The organism is Bacillus massilinigeriensis (genome assembly GCF_900117315.1).
GTDB lineage: Bacteria > Bacillota > Bacilli > Bacillales > Cytobacillaceae > Bacillus_BE > Bacillus_BE massilionigeriensis.
The window spans coordinates 746,048-766,986 of the sequence record NZ_LT630337.1; the positions used below are offsets into that span (position 1 = coordinate 746,048).

Annotated in this window: 21 protein-coding genes and 1 riboswitch; of the genes, 12 read left to right on the top strand and 9 right to left on the bottom strand. The window is 36.9% G+C overall.

The window, feature by feature from the left end; genetic code table 11:
* Positions 1–45: 45 nt before the first annotated feature.
* The 6 genes from nagB to BQ6100_RS03815 form a co-directional block, all read right to left on the bottom strand.
* Positions 46–786: a glucosamine-6-phosphate deaminase gene (nagB, locus tag BQ6100_RS03790; RefSeq protein ID WP_075980449.1), complete on the bottom strand. Its 741-nt coding sequence runs from the start codon at positions 784–786 to the stop codon at positions 46–48.
* A complete protein-coding gene (nagA, locus tag BQ6100_RS03795) occupies positions 783–1,973 on the bottom strand; it encodes an N-acetylglucosamine-6-phosphate deacetylase (RefSeq protein WP_075980450.1) in 1,191 nt (396 codons plus the stop codon). The genes nagB and nagA overlap by 4 nt, the downstream gene beginning before the upstream one ends.
* Positions 1,974–2,135: 162 nt before the next feature.
* Positions 2,136–2,699, bottom strand: coding sequence for an FAD-dependent oxidoreductase (locus tag BQ6100_RS03800; RefSeq protein WP_075980451.1), 564 nt, complete (start codon positions 2,697–2,699; stop codon positions 2,136–2,138).
* A 138-nt stretch (positions 2,700–2,837) separates the two neighbouring features.
* Complete coding sequence (locus tag BQ6100_RS03805) at positions 2,838–3,023, bottom strand: methionine aminopeptidase (protein WP_097677940.1); 186 nt, start codon at positions 3,021–3,023, stop codon at positions 2,838–2,840.
* A gap of 144 nt (positions 3,024–3,167) precedes the next feature.
* Positions 3,168–4,445, bottom strand: a complete 1,278-nt coding sequence (locus BQ6100_RS03810; protein WP_075980453.1) for a cation:dicarboxylate symporter family transporter — start codon at positions 4,443–4,445, stop codon at positions 3,168–3,170.
* Positions 4,446–4,716: 271 nt separating this feature from the next.
* A complete protein-coding gene (locus BQ6100_RS03815; RefSeq protein ID WP_075980454.1) occupies positions 4,717–5,151 on the bottom strand; it encodes a Dps family protein in 435 nt (144 codons plus the stop codon).
* Positions 5,152–5,514: 363 nt separating this feature from the next.
* Between BQ6100_RS03815 and BQ6100_RS21410 the strand changes: the two genes are divergently transcribed.
* On the top strand, positions 5,515–5,667 hold the full coding sequence (locus BQ6100_RS21410; protein ID WP_173719808.1) for a hypothetical protein: 153 nt from the start codon (positions 5,515–5,517) through the stop codon (positions 5,665–5,667).
* A 70-nt stretch (positions 5,668–5,737) separates the two neighbouring features.
* Entirely contained in the window at positions 5,738–6,373 is a 636-nt protein-coding gene (locus tag BQ6100_RS03820; RefSeq protein WP_075980455.1) for an FMN-dependent NADH-azoreductase, read from the top strand.
* Positions 6,374–6,444: 71 nt separating this feature from the next.
* Here BQ6100_RS03820 and BQ6100_RS03825 read toward each other — a convergent pair whose 3' ends face one another.
* The gene (locus BQ6100_RS03825; protein WP_075980456.1) at positions 6,445–7,635 is read right to left on the bottom strand and encodes an alanyl-tRNA editing protein; all 1,191 of its coding nucleotides are present in this window, start codon (positions 7,633–7,635) and stop codon (positions 6,445–6,447) included.
* Positions 7,636–7,843: 208 nt separating this feature from the next.
* Here BQ6100_RS03825 and BQ6100_RS03830 point away from each other — a divergent pair, with 208 nt between their 5' ends.
* On the top strand, positions 7,844–8,716 hold the full coding sequence (locus BQ6100_RS03830; RefSeq protein WP_075980457.1) for a sulfite exporter TauE/SafE family protein: 873 nt from the start codon (positions 7,844–7,846) through the stop codon (positions 8,714–8,716).
* Positions 8,717–8,808: 92 nt separating this feature from the next.
* On the opposite strand, the gene BQ6100_RS03835 is transcribed toward BQ6100_RS03830, so the two are convergent.
* Entirely contained in the window at positions 8,809–10,002 is a 1,194-nt protein-coding gene (locus BQ6100_RS03835) for an FtsW/RodA/SpoVE family cell cycle protein (protein WP_075980458.1), read from the bottom strand.
* A 214-nt stretch (positions 10,003–10,216) separates the two neighbouring features.
* Complete coding sequence (mgtE, locus tag BQ6100_RS03840) at positions 10,217–11,575, bottom strand: magnesium transporter (protein ID WP_075980459.1); 1,359 nt, start codon at positions 11,573–11,575, stop codon at positions 10,217–10,219.
* 379 nt (positions 11,576–11,954) lie between these two features.
* On the opposite strand from mgtE, the gene BQ6100_RS03845 reads away from it, so the two are divergent.
* From BQ6100_RS03845 to BQ6100_RS03885, 9 genes are all read left to right on the top strand, one after another.
* Complete coding sequence (locus BQ6100_RS03845) at positions 11,955–12,722, top strand: hypothetical protein (RefSeq protein WP_075980460.1); 768 nt, start codon at positions 11,955–11,957, stop codon at positions 12,720–12,722.
* Between the two features lie 402 nt (positions 12,723–13,124).
* A riboswitch (cobalamin riboswitch) is annotated at positions 13,125–13,310 on the top strand.
* A gap of 135 nt (positions 13,311–13,445) precedes the next feature.
* Positions 13,446–14,414 (top strand): ABC transporter substrate-binding protein, encoded by a 969-nt coding sequence (locus BQ6100_RS03850; protein ID WP_075980461.1) that lies wholly within the window; start codon positions 13,446–13,448, stop codon positions 14,412–14,414.
* Complete coding sequence (locus tag BQ6100_RS03855) at positions 14,380–15,435, top strand: FecCD family ABC transporter permease (RefSeq protein WP_075980462.1); 1,056 nt, start codon at positions 14,380–14,382, stop codon at positions 15,433–15,435. The genes BQ6100_RS03850 and BQ6100_RS03855 overlap by 35 nt, the downstream gene beginning before the upstream one ends.
* A 2-nt stretch (positions 15,436–15,437) precedes the next feature.
* Positions 15,438–16,907 (top strand): adenosylcobinamide amidohydrolase, encoded by a 1,470-nt coding sequence (locus BQ6100_RS03860; RefSeq protein WP_075980463.1) that lies wholly within the window; start codon positions 15,438–15,440, stop codon positions 16,905–16,907.
* A gap of 20 nt (positions 16,908–16,927) precedes the next feature.
* Positions 16,928–17,869 carry an adenosylcobinamide-phosphate synthase CbiB gene (gene cbiB / locus BQ6100_RS03865; protein WP_315970006.1) on the top strand — a complete coding sequence of 314 codons (942 nt, stop codon included), beginning with the start codon at positions 16,928–16,930 and terminating at the stop codon, positions 17,867–17,869.
* Entirely contained in the window at positions 17,844–18,923 is a 1,080-nt protein-coding gene (cobD, locus tag BQ6100_RS03870; RefSeq protein ID WP_075980465.1) for a threonine-phosphate decarboxylase CobD, read from the top strand. The genes cbiB and cobD overlap by 26 nt, the downstream gene beginning before the upstream one ends.
* The gene (locus tag BQ6100_RS03875; protein ID WP_235816477.1) at positions 18,917–19,474 is read left to right on the top strand and encodes a bifunctional adenosylcobinamide kinase/adenosylcobinamide-phosphate guanylyltransferase; all 558 of its coding nucleotides are present in this window, start codon (positions 18,917–18,919) and stop codon (positions 19,472–19,474) included. The genes cobD and BQ6100_RS03875 overlap by 7 nt, the downstream gene beginning before the upstream one ends.
* 61 nt (positions 19,475–19,535) lie before the next feature.
* Positions 19,536–20,327: an adenosylcobinamide-GDP ribazoletransferase gene (gene cobS, locus BQ6100_RS03880; protein WP_075980467.1), complete on the top strand. Its 792-nt coding sequence runs from the start codon at positions 19,536–19,538 to the stop codon at positions 20,325–20,327.
* On the top strand, positions 20,285–20,893 hold the full coding sequence (locus tag BQ6100_RS03885) for a histidine phosphatase family protein (RefSeq protein ID WP_075983423.1): 609 nt from the start codon (positions 20,285–20,287) through the stop codon (positions 20,891–20,893). The genes cobS and BQ6100_RS03885 overlap by 43 nt, the downstream gene beginning before the upstream one ends.
* The last annotated feature ends 46 nt before the right edge of the window (positions 20,894–20,939 follow it).

Here is a 20,939-nt window from a genome sequence, read left to right on the forward strand (position 1 = left end):
TTTCTGATTTAACGATTTGACCTTAACTTTTTCTTACGTTAATTGTTAATTGTCGTTAATTTTGATATCCTTTAAGGCTTGTTCATCTGCAAATATGGTAACACATGGATGATTTCTTAGGACAGATGCAGGGAAGTTTTCACTAATTTCTCCGTGTAATAGATTGAAGAGTGCATCTTTCTTGTTATCTCCTGAGATGAGTAGCAAAACTTCTTTGCTTTTCATGATGGTTCCGATTCCCATTGTAATGGCTTGAGTAGGAACCTCTTCTATTGATTTGAAATATCTTGCATTGGCTTCTCTTGTGGAGGGCGTAAGGTTAACAAGATGCGTTTTTGATTGAAAAGATGTCCCAGGCTCGTTAAATCCTATGTGACCATTATTCCCAATTCCTAGAATTTGGAGATCAATTCCTTCGTTTTCTTCAATTAGGTCCTCATAATAGGAGCATTCTCTCTCGTAATCCATTTGATCACCACGTGGAATATGAACATTTGTCTTTTGAATATCTATATGATTAAAGAGCTCTTGATCCATATAATAATGGTAGCTGTTTGGGTGATCATTTGAAAGGCCAATATATTCATCGAGATTAAAGGTTTTTACCCCTTGATATGAAGTATGGTTCTTCTGATGATCTTCAATTAGATGTTGATACGTTCCAATCGGTGTGCCCCCGGTTGCAAGCCCTAAAGTAATACTTGGATTTTGCTGTACCTTTTGGATAATATATTGAGCTGCAGCTCGACTCATTTCTTCATAATCTTTAACTTGAATCACTTTCATTGTTTGTTACCTCCGTTATTAAAAGCAAGTTGTCCTCTACAGAATGTTGCCATAATCTCAAGATTTTCATCAAGAATGACAATATCAGCATCCTTTCCAGTAGCAAGGCTGCCTTTACGATCATAAATATTTAATTCCTTCGCTGGATTAACTGAAGCCATGGTGATTGCGTCTTCAATCGAACAATCGGCAAAGCTAATGATATTTTTAAAGGCCTGTCCTAGCTTCAGAATACTTCCGGCTAGAGTACCATCTTTTAAAACTGCCTTCCCATCCTTGACAGTTACTTCTTGTCCACCAAGATCATAGGTGCCATTCTCTAGACACTTTGCACGCATGGCATCTGTAATGAGAATTAATCCATCTTTTTGTTTTTGCTTATAGGCAATTTTAACAACCTCAGGGAGGATATGGATTCCATCAACAATCATTTCTACATTTAGTTCGTCTCTTAAAAAAGCTGATCCAACTACCCCAGGTTCACGGTGATGAAGACCACGCATTTGATTAAAAAGATGAGTGACATGGGAGGCTCCGGCTTCAATGGCCTTTGACACTTCCTCATAAGTTGCATTTGAATGGCCAATGGATGCAATAATTTGGTTCTCTTTTAAGTAGCGAATTAAATCCATAGCACTGGGCTGTTCAGGAGCTATTGTGACAAGTCTAATATGATCTTTTGATAAAGCTTGCCATTCTTTCATCTTTTCAATATCTGGATCAATAATATGATCTTTTGGTTGAGCACCTGCCATTGCTTTATTAACAAATGGACCCTCAAGATGGACTCCAAGAATCTCCGCTTTTCCTTGAGTTTGGTGATGATGAATATAATCTGCAGCGTTACCTAGTGCACGCTCTATCGCTTCTTTTTCTTGAGTAATGGTGGTGGCTAAAAAGCTTGTAGTACCTTCCTTTGGAAGAGCGGTAGCCATTGTATTAAGGGCATTTATTGTAGCGTCCATAGTATCGGCTCCGTTGACTCCGTGGATATGCATATCAATGAAACCTGGAACTGCTTTAGAGCTTGGGGAAAGTTCAATAATATCAAATGAATCGGAAGTTTTTAGAGTTTCGATTGGTCCAATTTCTAAGATTTTTCCATTTTGAATTTTGATATATCCATTTTCTATAAATTGATGATCAGCATAGATTTGCATTCCTTTGAGTAAAATATCTTTATTCATTGATATTCATCCTTTCGAGTGTTATAGACCAATTTCTATTATCATCTAGTTGTCTATACCAATTATAGCAATGAAATTTTTATAAGTAAATGGTTGAAAGGGTGTAACTATCCTCGTCATTAAAAATGGCCTGTCCAAATATTGCGGACAGGCCTGGCTTTTTTATTTCTTCAATACATCATGGTCTACATAACGTTCACCATTTATTTCACTAATGACGTTAATAGCGACCTTTGCACCATCACCTGCTGTAATGATTGTATGGAGACTAACCCCTGCAATAGCACCTGCAGCCCAAATTCCGTCAATGCTAGATTTGCCTTGTGCATCTACGTCAATGATTGTGGCAACCCTTGGTTCTGTACCTGGTCTTACTTTCACACCAATTTCCTTTGCAAGGTCCGTTAATAAACCAGTTGCAATAATGACATGGGTTCCTTCATAGGTTCCATTATCTGTTTCTACTGTTAATCCAGATTCAGCCTTTTTAACATTGGTTACCTTCGCTTCGACTAGCTCTGCACCAAATTTTTTTGCTTGTTCTTTACCGATATTAACAAGATCTGGTCCTGTTATCTCCATTACGCCATAGTGGTTTTCAATCCATGCCCTTTTTGTAATGCTTTTATCATCGTCAACTAATAGAGTTTTCTTACCGGCCTTAGCTGTAAACAATGCTGCGCTTGCACCTGCTGGACCTGCTCCAATAATAATTACGTCAAACATTATGTAAAGCCTCCTTTTATAATATTTCTAAATTAAAAATAAATATAATTCAGGATATTGTCAAGAAAAGTGCATTCGCAGGCCTAATAAGTGATTGCAAAAGGGGATAGGAGAAAGCATGGAATCATAAAGCTTTCATTATTGTAACTGGTTATTTTGTGCCCAGTCTGTATATAATCCGCTTCCGCTACATCCAGGGCAATCATATAAATTTGAATAAGTGAATTCATTTAATGCATAGGTATTATACCCTTTTCCATAACAGTCAGGGCAAATTCCTTTTGCCTCCATATCTGCTAGTCTCCGCTCGTTTCGAGCTTTCATCCAAGAATTTACTTGGTTAAATAAACCCAACAAGATCACCTCAAAACTTTTTTATATTTAGTTTTTGGCAAAAGAAGGAGGATTATTCTTCTTCATAAAAAAATGAGGTTTGTTCGCAATGAACAAACCTCTCTAAGAGTTATATTATTCTGTAACCATATCATCAAAATTAGGATTCTCTTCTAATTCTAATTCCTCTGGTGCTTGGAATTTACCTTCCCATTTGGAAATAACAACTGTAGCTAGTGAATTTCCTACTACGTTAACTGCTGTACGGGCCATATCTAAGATACGGTCAATCCCAGCAATAAAAGCAAGTCCTTCAACGGGGATTCCTACAGTTCCTAGTGTTGCTAATAATACAACAAAGGATACACCAGGTACTCCGGCTATTCCTTTAGAAGTAATCATCAATACAAATAGCAGTGATAATTGATGACCAATTGATAAGTCGATTCCATACATTTGCGCTATAAAAATTGCCGCTAAGGCTTGATATAAAGTGGAGCCATCTAAATTGAAGGAATATCCAGTTGGAACAACGAACGAGGTAATTGATTTTGGACAGCCGAATTTCTCCATTTTCTCCATAATCCTAGGTAATACCGTTTCAGAGCTTGATGTTGAGTATGCTAAAATAAGCTCATCCTTTAGTAGACCAATAAACTTAAAGATATTTACTCCAACGATTTTAGCTACAATTCCAAGTACGACAACTACAAAGAAGATCATGACTCCGTATACTGTAATCACAAGCTTTCCAAGTGGAATTAAGGATTCAAGCCCGAACTTAGACACCGTGATTCCGATAAGAGCAAAAACACCAAGTGGTGCAAATTTCATTACTACGTTCGTCACATAGAACATTGTATCAGCAGTACCTTGGAAGAACTTTAGAACAGGCTTTCCTTTTTCACCGATAGCAGCAACCCCTAGTCCAAATAGGACAGAGAAGAAAATAATGGCTAGCATATCTCCTTGAACAAAGGATTGAAAGATGTTACTTGGGACGATGTTAACAATGGTATCTGCAAATCCGTGGTTTTGTACTGTTTCAGCTGTATCAACATATGAGTTTATATCCGTTTTTTGAAGGGTCTGCATATCCACTCCAGCACCTGGTTGAAAAATGTTTGCTGAGAGAAGCCCTACAATAATGGCAATGGTTGTAATAATTTCAAAATAAATGAGAGTTTTCCCGCCAAGCCTTCCAAGACTTTTGGTATCTCCAACACTCGCAACACCAACTATAATACTTGATATCACGATGGGAATAACAATCATTTTAATTAGTCTTAAGAATATATCACCAATTGGTTGTAAATAAGTACCTATATGTGGATTTCCATAAAAAATTGCACCTACAATCACACCGAGTACTAAACCAATTAATATTTGCCATGCTAATCCGATTTTTTTCATTAAAGGACCTCCTTATTTAACAATAACTATATTAAAAAAATTATTAACGTGAAGATAGTAACTCTTTTATGATATTACAAAAGTATTTTTTAAGCAATGTAAATGAATTTCCATGGTATTTTATTCTGATTTTTCATAAAATAACTATTTTAATATAATATTATAGAAAATTTGAAGTTTTTAAAAATCGGCAAAGCTAAAAAACGAGGCTGTCTCATAGGTGCCAAGCACCATATGGGACAGCCTCGTTTAACTTTGAAAAAGTGGATAGTTATTCTCCTAAATAAGCATTTAACATCCAAACATGTGTTTCAATTTTTCCAATTAATCCAACTGCAAGGTCGTTAATTACTTGATTGTTTGCTTTTTCAGCTAGGTCGGCTAACACTACTAAATCTTCTTTAATTTTTTGGTAGTCATTCACTAATGAAGCAACCATATCCTTTGATGTTTTCTCATTATTAGTTTCAGTCAGTGTAGCTGTTTCTAAGAATTCTTTTAGTGTAGCTATTGGTTGACCGCCAATTGCTAGTAAGCTTTCTGCAGTTTCATCAATTACAGTAGCTGCTTCTTCATATAACTCTTCAAATTTTGCATGTAAGGAGAAAAATAATGGTCCCTTTACATACCAATGAAAGCGATGCAGCTTTGTATAAAGAATAGTCCAGTTAGCAATTTGTAAGTTTAATGATGTTTGTAAATCCATAAGTATTACCTCCTCGTTTGTTACTCTTATTATAACAAATATTAAATTAAAATCAATACTAAATTAAAATTATTATAAATAACAATATATTTATAGTAAAAATCCTAAAAATACATGAAAGGGGAGAAATTTCAGGTACAAGAGTTAGTCATGCTCTATTTATAAAAAAATATGTATGTAGCCATTTGTTATATAAGAATAATGTTTCTAATTTTATCTCAGTATATCACTACATTTTTAAAAAATGCCATTATAAAAGGGTTTGTTCATTGTTTTGTAGAAAATAATATATCCATGATAATTAGTTTAAATTTTGGGTAAATTATTTTATTGAAAGAGTAAAGTGTGGGGAGGTGAGTGAACTTGGAGGGAAAACCATTTTATTATGACGGAAGTATCCAGCTTGATAATCAATCAAATGAGTATTCCTCTATCATAAAGGAATCATTTCAATTGACAGATGAAATGAGGAAGAGTATAGGTCGCAATCCATATTCGATCGAATCAAATGAATAAATGGGATCGTTTTATTATTAAAAGCATACGACCATGATCAATACAACTAAGGAAAAGGTGAAATAATAAAATGGCAAAAGTTCTGTACATTACTGCACATCCTCATGACGAGACCCAATCATATAGTATGGCAGTTGGGAAAGCATTTATTGATACTTATAAGGAGGTAAATGCCAATGATGAGATTGTGCATTTAGACCTTTATACAGAAAATATCCCGCAAATCGACCTTGATGTCTTTAATGGATGGGGAAAACTTCAAACAGGGCAAGCATTCGAAGCATTATCAGCTGATGAAAAGGCTAAAGTATCTCGATTAGGTGAGCTGAGTGATCAGTTCGTTAATGCTGATAAATACGTTTTTGTTACCCCAATGTGGAACCTTTCATTCCCTCCAGTAATGAAAGCATATTTAGATTCCGTTGCAGTTGCGGGTAAAACATTTAAATATACAGAGCAAGGTCCCGTTGGTCTGTTAACTAATAAAAAAGCTTTACATATTCAGTCTCGTGGAGGCTATTATTCTGAAGGGCCAGCGGCGGAAATGGAAATGGGTCATCGTTACATCAGTATCATGATGCAATTCTTTGGTGTACCATCTTTTGAAGGTTTATTTGTTGAAGGGCATAATGCAAATCCAGATAAAGCAGAGGAGATTAAAGCGAACGCAATTGCGCGTGCAAAGGATCTTGCGCACACTTTCTGATGTCATTGATTATTAATTAATAAAAGGCGCCTACAATTCGTAAGCGCCCCATAAAAATTAACAGCTAATAATTAATTCTTCATTAACACTTCCAATAACTCCTCACCAGTCATATTCGCTTCTCCACCGCCTTGGGCAAAGAACTCATTTCCCCCACCTTTTCCTTTCAATAGGGGAAGGATTTCGGAAGCAATCTCCTTCATGTTTCCTTGAGCAGCCGACCCTTTGGCACAAACGAATTGCAGTTGTTTATCGTTGAGTGCAACTAAGAAAACGTTGGCATTTTCCTTCTCTGAGATAATAAAGCGAGCAAGTTTTTGTAGCTCCTGAATGGTACGATTATTAAATACCTTTCCAATAACCATTCTTTCATTTTGTAGTCTGGTGGAGGAGATTAGTTCTTTTCCTTCGTACATAAGTAAACGATTGTTAGCCTCTTCTAAAGCCTTCTCTAAATTCTTAACATTTCCTATTAAACGTTTTGCTGCATTTCCCAATTGTTGTTCTGGTGCATTTAGAAGAGGGCTTAGCTCACTTATAGCCTTTTGCTTCTGATGAAGCTCGTTTAGAACCCGATTCCCACAAACAAATGTTAGACGAATTTTCTTTCGTTGTCGTTCCCAACTTAAGATTTTGATTGCCATAACTTGACCGGTTGAGGAAGGATGCGTTCCACCGCAGCCGTTGTAGTCAAAGTCGGGAATAATCACCAATCGAATATCTTCAGTTACACTTGGTCTTTTTCTAAGTGGATACTGGGAAAGCTCATTAGCTGAAACCCACTTCGTCTCAATTGGTCGATTGTCTAATACTATTTCATTGGCACGCCTTTCAGCTTTCCATGCTGTTTCTTCATTCAATTCTTCAATATCTAAATCTATTGTCACAAGGTCGATGCCTAAGTGGAAGCCAATCGTATTAATATTAAAAAGCTCTTCAAATGCAGCAGATAAAATATGCTGTCCAGCATGCTGCTGCATATGATCAAAACGCCTATCCCAATTAATCTCCCCAACTATAATCTCTATGGTTGATGGAAGTGGATGTTCAACATAATGACGTATGACCCCATCTATTTCTTCTACTTGAAGGACTTCAACACCATTAAGTGTACCTGTATCATAGGGCTGACCACCACCGGTCGGATAAAAAGTTGTTTTATCCAAAACAACATAAGGTTTTCCTGATTCATCTTCTTGCTGACATATCATTTTTGCTGAAAAGGATTTTATGTAAGGATCTTGATAAAATAATTTTTTCATGTAAGTTGGACTCCTTTGTTAAATGATTATGCCTTCTTTGAGGAATACTCCTATAAACAAGCTGTTTTATTCGTGATATTATTAAAGTAAACATTTAATTTAATTTTGGTCAAGTTATTATCGAAAACTCGTATGAAATAAGGTGCGCCAAGGGTGAGAGTTATTTCGCATCGTTTGATTTGGAACAACTAGAAAAGAGGTAAGTCTTTTGGCAATATTATTATTTTTCTTCGTAGGAGGAATCATAAGCGTACTTGGAGGATTCTTTGGGGTTGGGGGAGGCTTTATATTAACCCCGATATTATTATTAACAGGCTTTTCTCCGCTCGTAGCTATTACGACTAGCCTGTTCTTTACAATAGGAACATCTATTTCCGGAATCTTTGCCCACTATCGATTAAAAAATATCATGTGGAAGGAAGGTATGATATTAGGGCTAAGTGGTGTAGCTGCTACCCAATTAGCACATCCAGTTGTCCTGTTTTTTGAAAATAGGGGATGGGATGATGTGATAATCCCTGCTTTCTATGCCCTGTTGCTTGGCTATTTTGCCATTTCAATGATGAGAAGAGGGAAAAAGGCTTCGATTCAAGCGAAAAAAACTTATTCGAAGCCATCGATTGTAAAATTACTTTTTATTGGATTTTTTGGAGGCTTTGTATCGACGTTACTAGGTGTTGGTGGGGGATTCATTATGGTACCGCTGTCTATTTCCTTTTTAGGATTGGAGCCTAGGAAAGCAGTAGGGACAAGTCTCTTTGCTGTTCTCTCCATCGTTAGCGTTGGTTTCATTTCGTATGCTCTTACCGTATCCTTTGATTATCGTGTTGGGCTGTTGTTAATTGCGGGGGGACTGGTTGGCTCTCAATTTGGGGCTAAGTTGACGGTCTACTTTCAAAATTATGAAATTAGCCAAATGCTTAGTGTCCTGTATGTGGCCACCTTCCTTAGCGTCATCTTAAAATTATTGAATTTAAGTGAGATAGGACTAGGGTTGATCTCGTTATTCGTTGCCATCTTTTTTATCTTTGCCTTTATGAAAATACACCATAAAAGGAAGGAAGGGAGTATGGCAAATTAAATCAAATGCCCAAAGGTAGCCGCATTTATTTACGGAAAACCTTTGGGCATTCATTTGTATAGGGTAGTAGTTTCTGGATGATTCCGATACGGTTACATAAATTTACTATTCACCTCTCCGGATGATGAAAACATGTACTCCTTGTGATGATAGCGAATACTGAAAACTAATCCAATAGCGAACATATTCCCCATTAAGGAGCTACCCCCATAGCTTATAAAAGGTAAAGGGATTCCTGTTATTGGGAGAACTTGAATGGTCATTCCGACATTTTGGAAGACATGGAAGGCAATCATACTAATAATACCGGTACAAAGGTAAGTATTAAATGGATCATATGTGTCTAGTGCTGTTTTTGTGAGATGATAGATTAATATAAAGAACAGTCCAATAACGACACTCCCTCCGATAAATCCGTATTCTTCACCAATGACACTAAAGACGAAATCTGTGTGGCTTTCTGGGAGATAAACCTGTCTATTACCAAAACCTTTTCCAGTTAGCAATCCAGATCCTATTCCAAGGATCGAATTATATAGTTGATAGCTATCTCCTTTTGGATCCATGTTTGGATTTAGCCATGAATTAATACGATCAAATTTATAATCCTCAATATGAAGATATTTTTCTAGAAATTGTGGAAATTTTATAACCAGATATAGGATGATTCCACCAAAGGCTGCTCCACCCCCATAAATTGGAGCGATGAGCTTCCATGAGATTCCTGATACAAAAATGAGTCCAGTTAATATAGCAATAATGACAAGACCAGTACCTAAATCATCTTTAACAATCAATACTAAAGGAGGCAATGTTGTAAGACAAAGCTTTAAAAGAAGATGAAAGTCTGTTTTTAAAGTTTTAATTGGATGATTCTCGTGGTGTGTAGCGATGACTTTACTTAAGGTAATGATAAGGAAAATCTTTACAAATTCAGAAGGTTGTATAGACCCCAATCCGGGAATAACAAACCAAAGCTTTGCTCCTTTTATGACAGGAGTAAATTGCGATACGGGTGAAATGACAAGAACAACTAGTAAAAGAATTCCAAGGCCATACAAATACCAAGAGAGACGCTTATATTGGTCACTATCAAAAAACATTACCACAGCTACAATGACCGTCCCAATGATATACCACCTAATTTGTTTTAGTAAGTGATTTTCATAGAGGGCTCCGGTTGGTTGTCCGCTGTAAATAGAAAAGCAGCTTATGATAAAAAACATAATTAAAATTAAACACAATGTCCAATCAAATTTATCAATCGGTTTCAAAGATTTTTTCATGATTAGGCACACCTAAACTCATTTGATTTTTAATTTAATCCTATCAAAGACGATATATTGTTACAATAGATTTGTTTTTTTTACCTATTCAGCAGTTAAGGCTTGTATAATGGTTCACTCATATTTGACGATGAAGTTTTAGAAAAGTTACAAAAAGAAAAGGTGTCATGCTCCACAAATGCACAGGAGCATAACGCCTTTTCTCATATCTATTTTACATAATGTGATTTATAAACATGGACGCAATACCGAAGTATGTGACTAATGAGAATATATCGTTTAAGGTCGTGATTAGTGGACCTGATGCAACCGCAGGGTCGATTTTCATTTTATAAAGAATGAGTGGGATGATTGTTCCAGCAAGTGTCCCGATAATTAGAGTGAGGAATAGGGAGCTTCCGACGACAAATCCTAAAATAAGCTTTCCTTGCCAAACATAAGCAATTATCGTGATTAATAGTCCACAGATAACACCTATGATTAGCCCTACTCCGAATTCCCTCATGATGACATTGATAATTACCTTTTTATCTATATCATGGGAAACGAGCCCTCTAACAATAACAGCTAGTGATTGAGTACCGGTATTTCCTGACATACCAGAAATCATTGGCATAAAATAGGCCAAAGCTACAACCTTTTGCAAGGTGTCTTCATAGCCACTGATAATGCTTCCTGAAACGACGCCAATGAAGAGGAGAAGAATTAACCAAGGGAGGCGTCTATAGGCTGCTACAAATGATTTTGTCTCAAAATCAATGGATTTACCGGATGCTGATAACTTTTCTATGTCCTCATTGGCCTCTAAAATAACGATGTCAATAATATCGTCTACTGTAATAATTCCAACAAGCTCATTATCTTCACTGACTGCTGGAATGGCTAAAAAGTCATAACGACGGATGACTCTTGCAACTTCCTCTTGGTCGGTTAAGACTGAAACCGAAATTACCCGTTCAAACATAATGTTTCTAATCGTTTCTTGTGGGTCAGCAAGCAACAGATCCCGATAAGAAACAACCCCAACAAGCTTTCGATTTTGGTCAACCACATATAAGTAATTAATTGTTTCAGCGAATTCCGCGAAGGATTTTAATTTATCAACCGCCTCACGAACGGTGTAATAATCTCGAATCCAAACAAAACGGTTTGTCATGATTCTACCTGCAGTTTCAGGTGGATAATTCATGATATCTTGAACAATTTTGGATTCTTCCTTTTTCATTCCTGATAGTAAGGAAGCGATTTTTTCAGGTGAGAGGTCTTCTAAGAGAGAAGCTAGGTCGTCGTTATCCATTTCATCTAGGACTTTTCCTGATTTTTCAATGCCTAGCTTGTTTAAAACTTCGATTTGGCCTTCGCTATTTAACTCTTGAATTAAGTCAGCAAGAGAATCAATATTCATGAAGAGCAAAAAGCGGGTTTTATGCTTTTCCGGCAGGTCATTATAAATTTGGGCAATGTCATAAGGTTGCAATTCGTCTAAGATAGCTACAAAATCTCTTTTTTTGTTTTCTTTTAATGCTTTAATAATGTGAAGTGTGATTTGATCTTCGGTCATTTTGTTGATCATACATTCACGCTCCTTCCGCCGGAAAATGGTGATATCAGTTTAGTGTTTGTCAATAATGTGTTAATCAACCATAAAGTAAGGCAACTAGTACCTGCATTTTATCTTAACCATGATTATTATAAGTAATTTATGGATGTTTTTAAATGAAGTTTTCTTTAAATAATAAAAAAGACATAAAAATATTAGAAAATCGTTTCATTCTTATCATATGTGTAGATTTTCAATGGTGCTATGTTGAATTTTGAAAAATATTTAAATTCATGCTGAAAAAAGAGACTAAATATAAGAAAATTATTTAAATATTTGATAAAATTATGTAGAATAAAGGTTTAGACGGTTAAACTAGCATAAACGGTTTCTGACGTTGGGGGTTATTCCATTGAAAAATGACATTCGTGATTTGGTTTATGTACATCTAAACGAAAGTGAACACTATGTTTTGTCCTATGGAATTGAATTTAAGGAGTTTATTTCAACTCAACTAGATTTAATAAATAACATATTACTATTAAAGCATAGTTTTGATGATGGTGACTTAAATATGCATACTCTGTTGGAATATGTTCCGCAGGTTCGCGTAAAGAAGTTGATACATGATGATGTGTATAGCTATGGTGATTTTTGTTGGATTGATTTTGAAGAAGAAGAAGGTTTAAATGAATTGCCAGGGCATGAGCTAGCTGAACTTCTTTATTTAGGTCATATTAAAGAACATTTAAAGCCTCCTTTTTATAATTACTTAAGGAATCGCTTTGTCTATCTTGCCCATGATGATGGCTGGTGGAATAAGGTATACTATCGGCATTTGAATGACTTTTACCGAATGCTTAGTGACGTAATATCCGAAAAGTTGGCACATGTCAAGCTAGAAAAGAATATTCTTGGAATAAAGAAAAAACGTTCATACGCCCCCGTTCATAAAGAGGTTATTTTGGCTTTAAAAGGGATGATGAAGGAGGGCTTGCTTTTTTCTGTTAAAGATACGAAGCAGAACAGGCTTCGAATTGAAATGCCTATTTATATCATTGGGGACTTTTTGAATATGGATGATATGTACGATGAGTACGAACGAGTGAGAAAAGGGTATCCTGATGGAAAGCTTGTTTATGATAAGAAAACGAGAGAGTGGAATTATTTTTCTAACTAAAAGCTTGGTATGGCTTGCCAGGCTTTTTTGTTTCGAATGTGTATATTAGGAAAATTGGAGGGCGAGGAGGGTTTTACCGGACAAGTAAGGTAAGGGCGCTTTAAAGGGCGAGTTTTATCGGACAGAAGATCCTTTATTAGGGTAAAAACCCCCTATAAATGGAATTTATAGGACAGAGAATCCACTATTACCATAAATTTGGCAGGAAGAGAGTAAATTTTTGGCTAAAAGCGGAATGAGAGTCCGATAATCTCGTGGAAAAAGGATATTTAATGTAGTTAGCGGAATGACGGTCCGTTACGACCTCCACTCCACCCGAAAATAAAATCTTAAAAAAAATGAATCAATTTTAGAATTTAATCTATTATTTTCAAAAGATTGATGTATAATTTGCTATAGTAATTAAATATTGAGGAATATGGTGTCTTCTTTAATGAAGACTTAAAAGGGAAGTTGGTGAAAATCCAACGCGGTCCCGCCACTGTAAATGGAAGCGAACTGCAAAAAGCCACTGTACAATGAATGTATGGGAAGGCGCAGTAAGTGATGACCATGAGCCAGGAGACCTGCCTAAATTCCAACACCAAATAACCTACGAGGATAGGGAGGTGAGTCGAGCTTATCATTTTTTATTTTGCAATTCGGCTTATACCAACATCTCCTTTCTAAATGGGAGATGTTTTTTTGTTTTACCAATTGTACTCAAAAGGAGAGATTACTCGAATGAAAAAATGGTACTCGTTATTATTCGCATTAATATTGCTAATAGGAATTATGTCAGGCTGTGGAACAGATTCAAAAACAGCTGAAAAAGGAAGCAAGGATTCTAATAAAACGGAACAAAAGGAAGAAGCTCTTTTCCCGGTAACGATTAAGGATGCTTTAGAACAAGAGGTAGTAATCGAGAAGGAACCTGAAAGAATTGTCTCTTTAATACCTAGTAATACCGAGGTTGCCTATCAATTAGATCTAGGAGAAAAGGTCGTAGGGGTTTCCGATTATGACACCTATCCAGAAGAGGCAACAAAAAAGGAAAAGGTCGGAGGTACGGAGATAAACATTGAAAAAATTATTTCCCTAAAGCCGAATTTAGTACTTGCTCATGCATCTACTGCTCATAATTCTAATGCAGGCTTGCAACAGTTAAAAGATGCTGGGATTTCTGTCTTAGTTGTCAATGATGCACAAAGTTTTGAACAAGTATACACATCCATTGAAATGATAGGGAAAGCTACTGGAGAAAGGGATAAAGCAGCAGAATTAATTCAATCGATGAAGGATAAGGTTGCAGATATTAAGGATAAGGCAGCTTCAGTCAAAGAGAAAAAGACGGTATACATTGAAGTCTCGCCGGCACCTGATATCTATACAACTGGTAAAAATACCTTTATGGATGAGATGCTCTCTGTTATAAATGCAGAAAATGTTGCTGGTGATCTAGATGGTTGGGCTAAGGTTGATCAAGAGGCAATCATTCAAAAGAACCCAGAAGTTATTATTACGACCTATGGATATTATGAAAAAGATTCTGTAGCTAAAATATTGGAAAGAAAAGGATGGCAGGATATAAGCGCGTTGAAAAATAAACAAATATTTGATGTGAATCCAGACATCGTAACTCGTTCCGGTCCAAGACTGGCTGAAGGAGTAGAGGAACTTGCAAAGGCCATTTACCCAGACATCTTTAAATAATAGGTTTTTAGCTTACTTATTGGCAGGGGCGTTCCTTGTCATTTCCTGCTTATTAGCTATATCTATTGGAACCGTGTCTGTTCCGATCTTTGACATCATTCAAATATTAAGTTCAGAGATTTTTCACTATTCACCACAAGGAATTGATCCTATGAATGTGAATATTGTTATGAATATTCGTTTGCCAAGGGTTATTTTGGCTGGACTTGTAGGGGCGGCTCTCGCAATAGCGGGGGCGGCCTTTCAAGGTTTACTTCGAAATCCATTGGCTGATCCTTATACATTAGGGGTTTCTTCGGGTGCATCGGTTGGAGCCGTATTAACTTTGTTCTTTCAGGTATCCATTCCGTTTGTTGGCGAATTTACTTTGCCAGTGATGAGCATATTATTTTCGTTGGTGACGATATTTTTTGTTCTTCTATTTGCAAGAAGGATTGAGCGTTCTATGAGAGTAGAGACGATTATCTTAACGGGGATAATTTTCAGCTCATTTTTAGGGGCTTTAATTTCACTAATGATTGCCCTGACTGGAGATGAACTTCGGCAGATTATCAGTTGGTTGTTAGGTAGCGTTTCTATGCGTGGTTGGGATTATATCCGAATTATGCTTCCTTTTTTCCTCCTTGGGTCATTCATTCTTATACTGAATTCAAGAGAATTAAATGCGATGTCGTTTGGAGAAGAAAAGGCCCAACATTTAGGCGTAAATGTGGCAAAGAGGAAAATCTTGATATTAATTGCTGGATCTGTTTTAACGGGAGCTGCAGTAGCTGTTTCAGGAACGATTGGTTTTGTCGGTTTGGTGATTCCGCATTTGACTCGTCTCCTTTGGGGGTCTGATCATAAGCATTTACTCCCACTCTCTATTTTGACGGGAAGCGGTTTTCTCATATTAGCCGACCTAGTTGCAAGAACAATCATTTCACCTACCGAACTGCCAATAGGAGTAATCACTGCTTTAATAGGTGCCCCTGTATTTGCACTCATTTTAATAAAAAGGAGAACGGAAAGAGGTGGTTAAGTATGCTAACAGTGGAGGGATTAAGTGGCGGTTATCAGAACGAGTCGATATTGAAGGATATATCCTTTAAAGTGGGAAAGGGCGAGTTCTTTGGGATTTTGGGTCCGAATGGTAGTGGAAAGACTACTCTTTTGAAGATGTTAAGTGGAATCCTGCCATTTAATGAAGGAAATATATCCATTAACGGAAAATTACTTCATCACTATTCACCTAAACAATTGGCCAAATGGATTGCCGTTCTTCCACAGCATTCCTCTCTTAACTTTGCTTACACGGTAAAGGAAGCTGTATCCGTTGGACGCTATGCCCATCAAAAGGGTTGGTTTCAAGCATGGAGTAAAGAGGATGAAGAAGTCGTTCAAAGAGTGATGACCCAAACTGGAGTATCCTCATTTCAAGATAAAAATATTCTGGAGTTATCAGGCGGAGAGAGGCAAAGAGTTTTTCTTGCACAAGCATTGGCGCAAGAGCCAGAAATTCTTCTTTTGGATGAACCAACGAACCATTTGGATTTATCCTTTCAAAAGGAATTATTGGATCATTTGAAAATCTGGACTTTAGAGCGGGGGCTGACTGTTATTTCTATTTTTCATGACTTAAACCTTGCCGCTCTTTACTGTGACCGTATCCTTCTACTCGAAAATGGTTCAATTGAAATTGAGCATAAACCAAACAAAGTGCTTAAGGAGGAAAGGATCAAAAAGATTTACCGTGCGATGATTCAGAAAATCCCACACCCAAAGATAGCTGCACCACAAATTGTTTTACTTCCGGTACAGGATAAAAGTGATGAAGGCAAGGTAATCATTAATGAAAAAATGCTCTATTCAACAGAGGAGCAAATCCAACTTAGTTCACCTATTTCATTAAAATGTATGTCATCGGGTGTGGTTGGTTCCGGCTTTGGCTGGTTTCATTCTTTTGTCAATCGACATGTTGATAAAGATTATAATTGCAGGAACCATCGAGAGGAAATGGAACAGTTTTTGCGAGAAAGGGGATTTGACCCTGCCGATACTGTTGGGATGATGACTGCAGTCATGCTTGAGGATGTAATCTATAAAATGTATGAGGGTGAGAATTTTTCTGTATTCATTGTGGTCACGGCTGGAGTTGGGAATGCAGTAGATGCGTCTAAAGCAATGGTACATTCATTAGCTTATGTTCCTGGAACAATCAATACTTGGATTTTTGTGAATGGGGAACTTACTGATGAGGCATATATTCAAGGGATCATGACAGCGACAGAGTCGAAGGTGAAGGCTTTGCATGATTTACAGGTAACAGACCCTATCACAGGAACTATTGCAACAGGGACTTCCACTGATAGCATCCTTATTGCTTCAACGCAAAAAGGAGAGATGATATCATACGCCGGAACAATTACTCCTTTTGGTAGTCTTGTTGGTAAAGGAATCTATGAATGTACAACTGAGGCAATCAAAAAAAGTAGACAGAGGAAAAAAGGATGATTATTTCTCACTTATGTGCCATGACGTTAGCCTATTTCCTCGATAAGGTCATAGGGGACCCGCCATCCTGGCCACACCCTGTAAAATGGTTTGGATGGACGATTTCCTTAATAGAGAAGTCATGGAACAAAGGGAAAGCTCGAAAGATTAAAGGATTTTTTATGCTATTCGTGGTCGTTTTTGTTGTGACTATGCTAACCAGTCTTCTTGTTTGGATCTGCTATCAGGTTCATTTGGTTGTTGGTGTGGGCATGGAAGCTATAATAATCACCTATACGATTGCTGGTAAAAGTCTAAAAGAGGCAGCAATGGAGGTTTATGAACCACTAAAAAAAGGGGATATGGATGAATCTCGATTAAAGCTTTCGTATATTGTAGGCAGAGACACTTTAGGATTAGATGAAGGGGAAATAGTACGTGGAACAGTCGAGACAGTCGCTGAAAATACTAGTGATGGAATTACGGCACCTTTATTTTGGGCTTTGATTGGTGGAGCACCTCTTGCGATGATGTATCGTGCTGTCAATACCTGTGATTCGATGGTTGGATATAAAAATGAAAGATTTAAAGATTTTGGGTTTGCATCTGCACGTTTGGATGATGTCTTAAATTTTATTCCGAGTCGTCTAACTGGATTCCTCATGCTTTTAATCAATCGTCCGAAATATTCCAATCGAAAACAGGCAATCATGATTATGCTTCGGGATGCAAAAAGGCATCCAAGTCCGAATAGCGGATGGGGAGAAGCAGCAGTTGCTGCATTGCTCGGAATTCAGCTAGGTGGAGTAAATTATTACCAAGGGGTGATCTCTAATCGGGCGAAGATGGGAGAATTAATCATTCCAATGAATAAGGAACACATAGTGGATTGTATTCTGATTATGGGAAGAACGGTCTTTCTTTATTTATTAATCCTTTGGATAGGAGGAGTTTCGATTGTCATGGCCAATACATGGCTCTAATCCAAAATATATTTATCAGGCTTTAGGAATCGAGAGTCCAGAGCAATATATCGATTTTAGTGCGAATATTAACCCACTAGGACCTCCAGAATCCATAAGAGAGAATTGGAGTTACTTTTATGAACAAATAACAGTTTATCCTGATCCATATTCAATGGATTTGAGGATAAAGGTGGCAAAGCTACTAAATGTGGATAAAGAATGGATTCTTTTTGGGAATGGGGCGTCGGAGCTTATTAGTTTAATAGGGCGGATGCTATATCAAAAAAAGGTAATGATCATCCAACCGGCTTTTTCAGAATATGAAGGGGCCTGCTCTGTAAATGAATGTGAAATCTTTTATTTTCAATTAGTGGAACCAGATTGGAGATTAGAGGTGGAAAATTTCAAGAAAAAAGTAATTGATGTGGATGCTGTATTTTTATGTAATCCAAGTAATCCTACAGGGGTATATTATCCTTTACAGACTATAATAGATATCGCGATGGAATGTAAGAAAAATAATTGCCTCCTTATCCTTGATGAAGCATTTTATGATTACGTCGATGGATATGAATCAATGATCTCTTATTTAGAGGATTATTCAAATGTTATAATACTCCGTTCGTTGACAAAGATGTATGCTATACCTGGTCTTCGTCTAGGATATATGGTTGCAAATCCAGATATCATCTTAAAAATTAAGGCATTTCAACCGCATTGGAGCGTGAATTCGGTTGCGATGCTTGCAGGAGAGCTTTGTATAGATAATGAGGTGTTTCAGGAAAAAACAAAGAGCTATATATTAAAGGAAAAAGATAAACTTTTTACATATTTTGAATCAGAAGGATTTGACCACTCTCCTTCAAAAACCAATTACTATATTTTACGTGACTCTAGGGAAGAGGATCAAATGCCGTTCTTTATATTTCTTCTAACAAAAGGAATTGTGCCAAGGCATACGAGGAATTTCTCTGGATTAGAAGGTAGATGGCTTCGATTTGCAATAAAGGGCTCTATAGAAAATAGCAAATTAATCGAGGCTCTTGAACAATGGAGGAGGCACCGATGCTAATCTTTATTACAGGTGGGGTAAGAAGTGGGAAAAGCAGCTTTGCAGAAGTAACTGCAATTACTTTAGCTGATCAAATAAATGGCAGCCTTCATTATATTGCAACAGGAGTTCCCGCAGATTCAGAAATGAAGGAAAGAGCTTTACGTCACCAAAAAGATCGTGCAAAAAGTGGTGTAGCATGGAAAACCTGGGAAGAGCCTCTTGATATTGGAAGGTTAGGTTCGTCTTTTTCCTCCAAGGATGTCATTCTTCTAGATTGTGTAACTACTCTATTAAATAATTATTTTTTTGAATATGAAGAGCAATTAAATAATGCCCGAACAGAAAAAATTAAGAATCGAATCCTTACAGATATCATGCAAATGAAAAATACTTGTCATGCACTTATTGTTGTTAGTAACGAAATATTAAATGAGCCGCTCCAGAGTGAGTATGTGTTTATATACAAAAGGTTATTAGGGGAGCTTCATCAGCAGATTGTTCACGAAGCAAAAGAAGCATATATCGTTGAAGCGGGTGTTCCAATCTTAATGAAAGGAGACCTTGGATGAAGATTGAAGGAAATGATTATTATAGGAAAAAGAAAGTCTTAGGCCGTTGGGGTAATGAACGATGAAGTGGGTAAAAGGACTACTTATTAATCTGCAATTTTTCACTATTATCCCGCTGCCATTTGAAATTCCAATGGATCACATTCATATAAAAAGAGCCATTCAAACCTTTCCGATATTAGGAGCTCTCCAAGGTATGGCCTTTTCAAGCTTATTATGGGGAATGATGGAGTGGACCCCATTTTCTGATGTAGCTGTTTCCTTTCTGTTATGGTTTGCAACCATATTGATTACAGGAGGAATTCATCTAGATGGCTGGATGGATGCGAGTGACGCTTATTTTTCCTATCGCGATAAACAGAAACGCCTTGAAATCATGAAGGATCCTAGAACAGGAGCGTTCGGCGTTCTTTCAATTATCAAGTTATTAAGCTTTCGATTCCTATTTATTTATGAGGTTGTTCAGATGCTTCAGCCTCAAACTTACTTAGCAATCGCCCTTATCCCTTTTTTCAGTAAAACTGTTATGGGAGGTGTTCTTTTATCCATTCCTTTAGCAAAGAAGGAGGGATTAGGTGCATTTTTTCAAGGAGCGGCTAATATTTCTTCTTTGTGGACATATATCGTTTATATAGTCATCGTTTTTCTATTTATTATCACCATGAAAATGGATACTCTACTAGTAGCTGCCATCCTATTTATTGTTTCTTTGGCAGGGTTTCAATTCCTAAAAGGGAAAATCATTAAATGGTTTGGTGGAATAACAGGAGATATACTTGGAGCAACAGTGGAAGGGACTGAATGGTTATTATGGCTGACTTTGTGGTTATTGCATTATTCCGTCATGGGTTAACAGAAGAAAATAAACGTGGTGGGTATTTGGGTTGGAATGATTCTCCCTTAGTAAAGAATGATTTCTCGTTAACATTAGAACAATATGAGCAGTATTTTTGTAGCGATCTACAAAGATGTGTAACAACGGCACAAATACTTTTTCCTGATGGGAAGCCAAGGCCTCTAAAGGAACTTAGGGAAATGCACTTCGGAGATTGGCAGGGAAAAACGTATGATGATTTAAAGGAGGATTTAAATTATCAAGCTTGGGTGGAGGATTTGAGATCTATTGCACCACCTAACGGGGAGTCATTTGCTCAATTTGCAGAAAGAGTTGAAGGCGGTTGGGCAATAATTAGAAATGAAATATTGAAAATGGATTCAAAGACAACAGCTATTGTCACCCATGGTGGAGTCATTCGCTATTTATTAATGAAATATGCCCCTGTAGAAAAGGATTTTTGGGACTGGAAAATCCCGCATGGTACAGGATATGAAATGTACTTTGATAAAGAGGCTCTTAGGGATGGTGGGAAATGCACTTCGTTACAGGCGGTGCCTTCAATGGAAAAAAGTCTTGGGTAAAAAACCTTTACAAAGATAGAAGTATTTGTATGCTTTCCTCTTATAA

What these genes read in the sequence shown, in the direction of transcription:
- nagB (WP_075980449.1), bottom strand. Translation starts at nt 786, where the DNA reads ATGAAAGTGATTCAAGTTAAAGATTATGAAGAAATGAGTCGAGCTGCA.
- nagA (WP_075980450.1), bottom strand. Translation starts at nt 1,973, where the DNA reads ATGAATAAAGATATTTTACTCAAAGGAATGCAAATCTATGCTGATCAT.
- BQ6100_RS03800 (WP_075980451.1), bottom strand. Translation starts at nt 2,699, where the DNA reads ATGTTTGACGTAATTATTATTGGAGCAGGTCCAGCAGGTGCAAGCGCA.
- BQ6100_RS03805 (WP_097677940.1), bottom strand. Translation starts at nt 3,023, where the DNA reads ATGAAAGCTCGAAACGAGCGGAGACTAGCAGATATGGAGGCAAAAGGA.
- BQ6100_RS03810 (WP_075980453.1), bottom strand. Translation starts at nt 4,445, where the DNA reads ATGAAAAAAATCGGATTAGCATGGCAAATATTAATTGGTTTAGTACTC.
- BQ6100_RS03815 (WP_075980454.1), bottom strand. Translation starts at nt 5,151, where the DNA reads ATGGATTTACAAACATCATTAAACTTACAAATTGCTAACTGGACTATT.
- BQ6100_RS03820 (WP_075980455.1), top strand. Translation starts at nt 5,738, where the DNA reads ATGGCAAAAGTTCTGTACATTACTGCACATCCTCATGACGAGACCCAA.
- BQ6100_RS03825 (WP_075980456.1), bottom strand. Translation starts at nt 7,635, where the DNA reads ATGAAAAAATTATTTTATCAAGATCCTTACATAAAATCCTTTTCAGCA.
- BQ6100_RS03835 (WP_075980458.1), bottom strand. Translation starts at nt 10,002, where the DNA reads ATGAAAAAATCTTTGAAACCGATTGATAAATTTGATTGGACATTGTGT.
- mgtE (WP_075980459.1), bottom strand. Translation starts at nt 11,575, where the DNA reads ATGATCAACAAAATGACCGAAGATCAAATCACACTTCACATTATTAAA.
- BQ6100_RS03850 (WP_075980461.1), top strand. Translation starts at nt 13,446, where the DNA reads ATGAAAAAATGGTACTCGTTATTATTCGCATTAATATTGCTAATAGGA.
- BQ6100_RS03860 (WP_075980463.1), top strand. Translation starts at nt 15,438, where the DNA reads ATGCTAACAGTGGAGGGATTAAGTGGCGGTTATCAGAACGAGTCGATA.
- cbiB (WP_315970006.1), top strand. Translation starts at nt 16,928, where the DNA reads ATGACGTTAGCCTATTTCCTCGATAAGGTCATAGGGGACCCGCCATCC.
- BQ6100_RS03875 (WP_235816477.1), top strand. Translation starts at nt 18,917, where the DNA reads ATGCTAATCTTTATTACAGGTGGGGTAAGAAGTGGGAAAAGCAGCTTT.
- cobS (WP_075980467.1), top strand. Translation starts at nt 19,536, where the DNA reads ATGAAGTGGGTAAAAGGACTACTTATTAATCTGCAATTTTTCACTATT.
- BQ6100_RS03885 (WP_075983423.1), top strand. Translation starts at nt 20,285, where the DNA reads ATGGCTGACTTTGTGGTTATTGCATTATTCCGTCATGGGTTAACAGAA.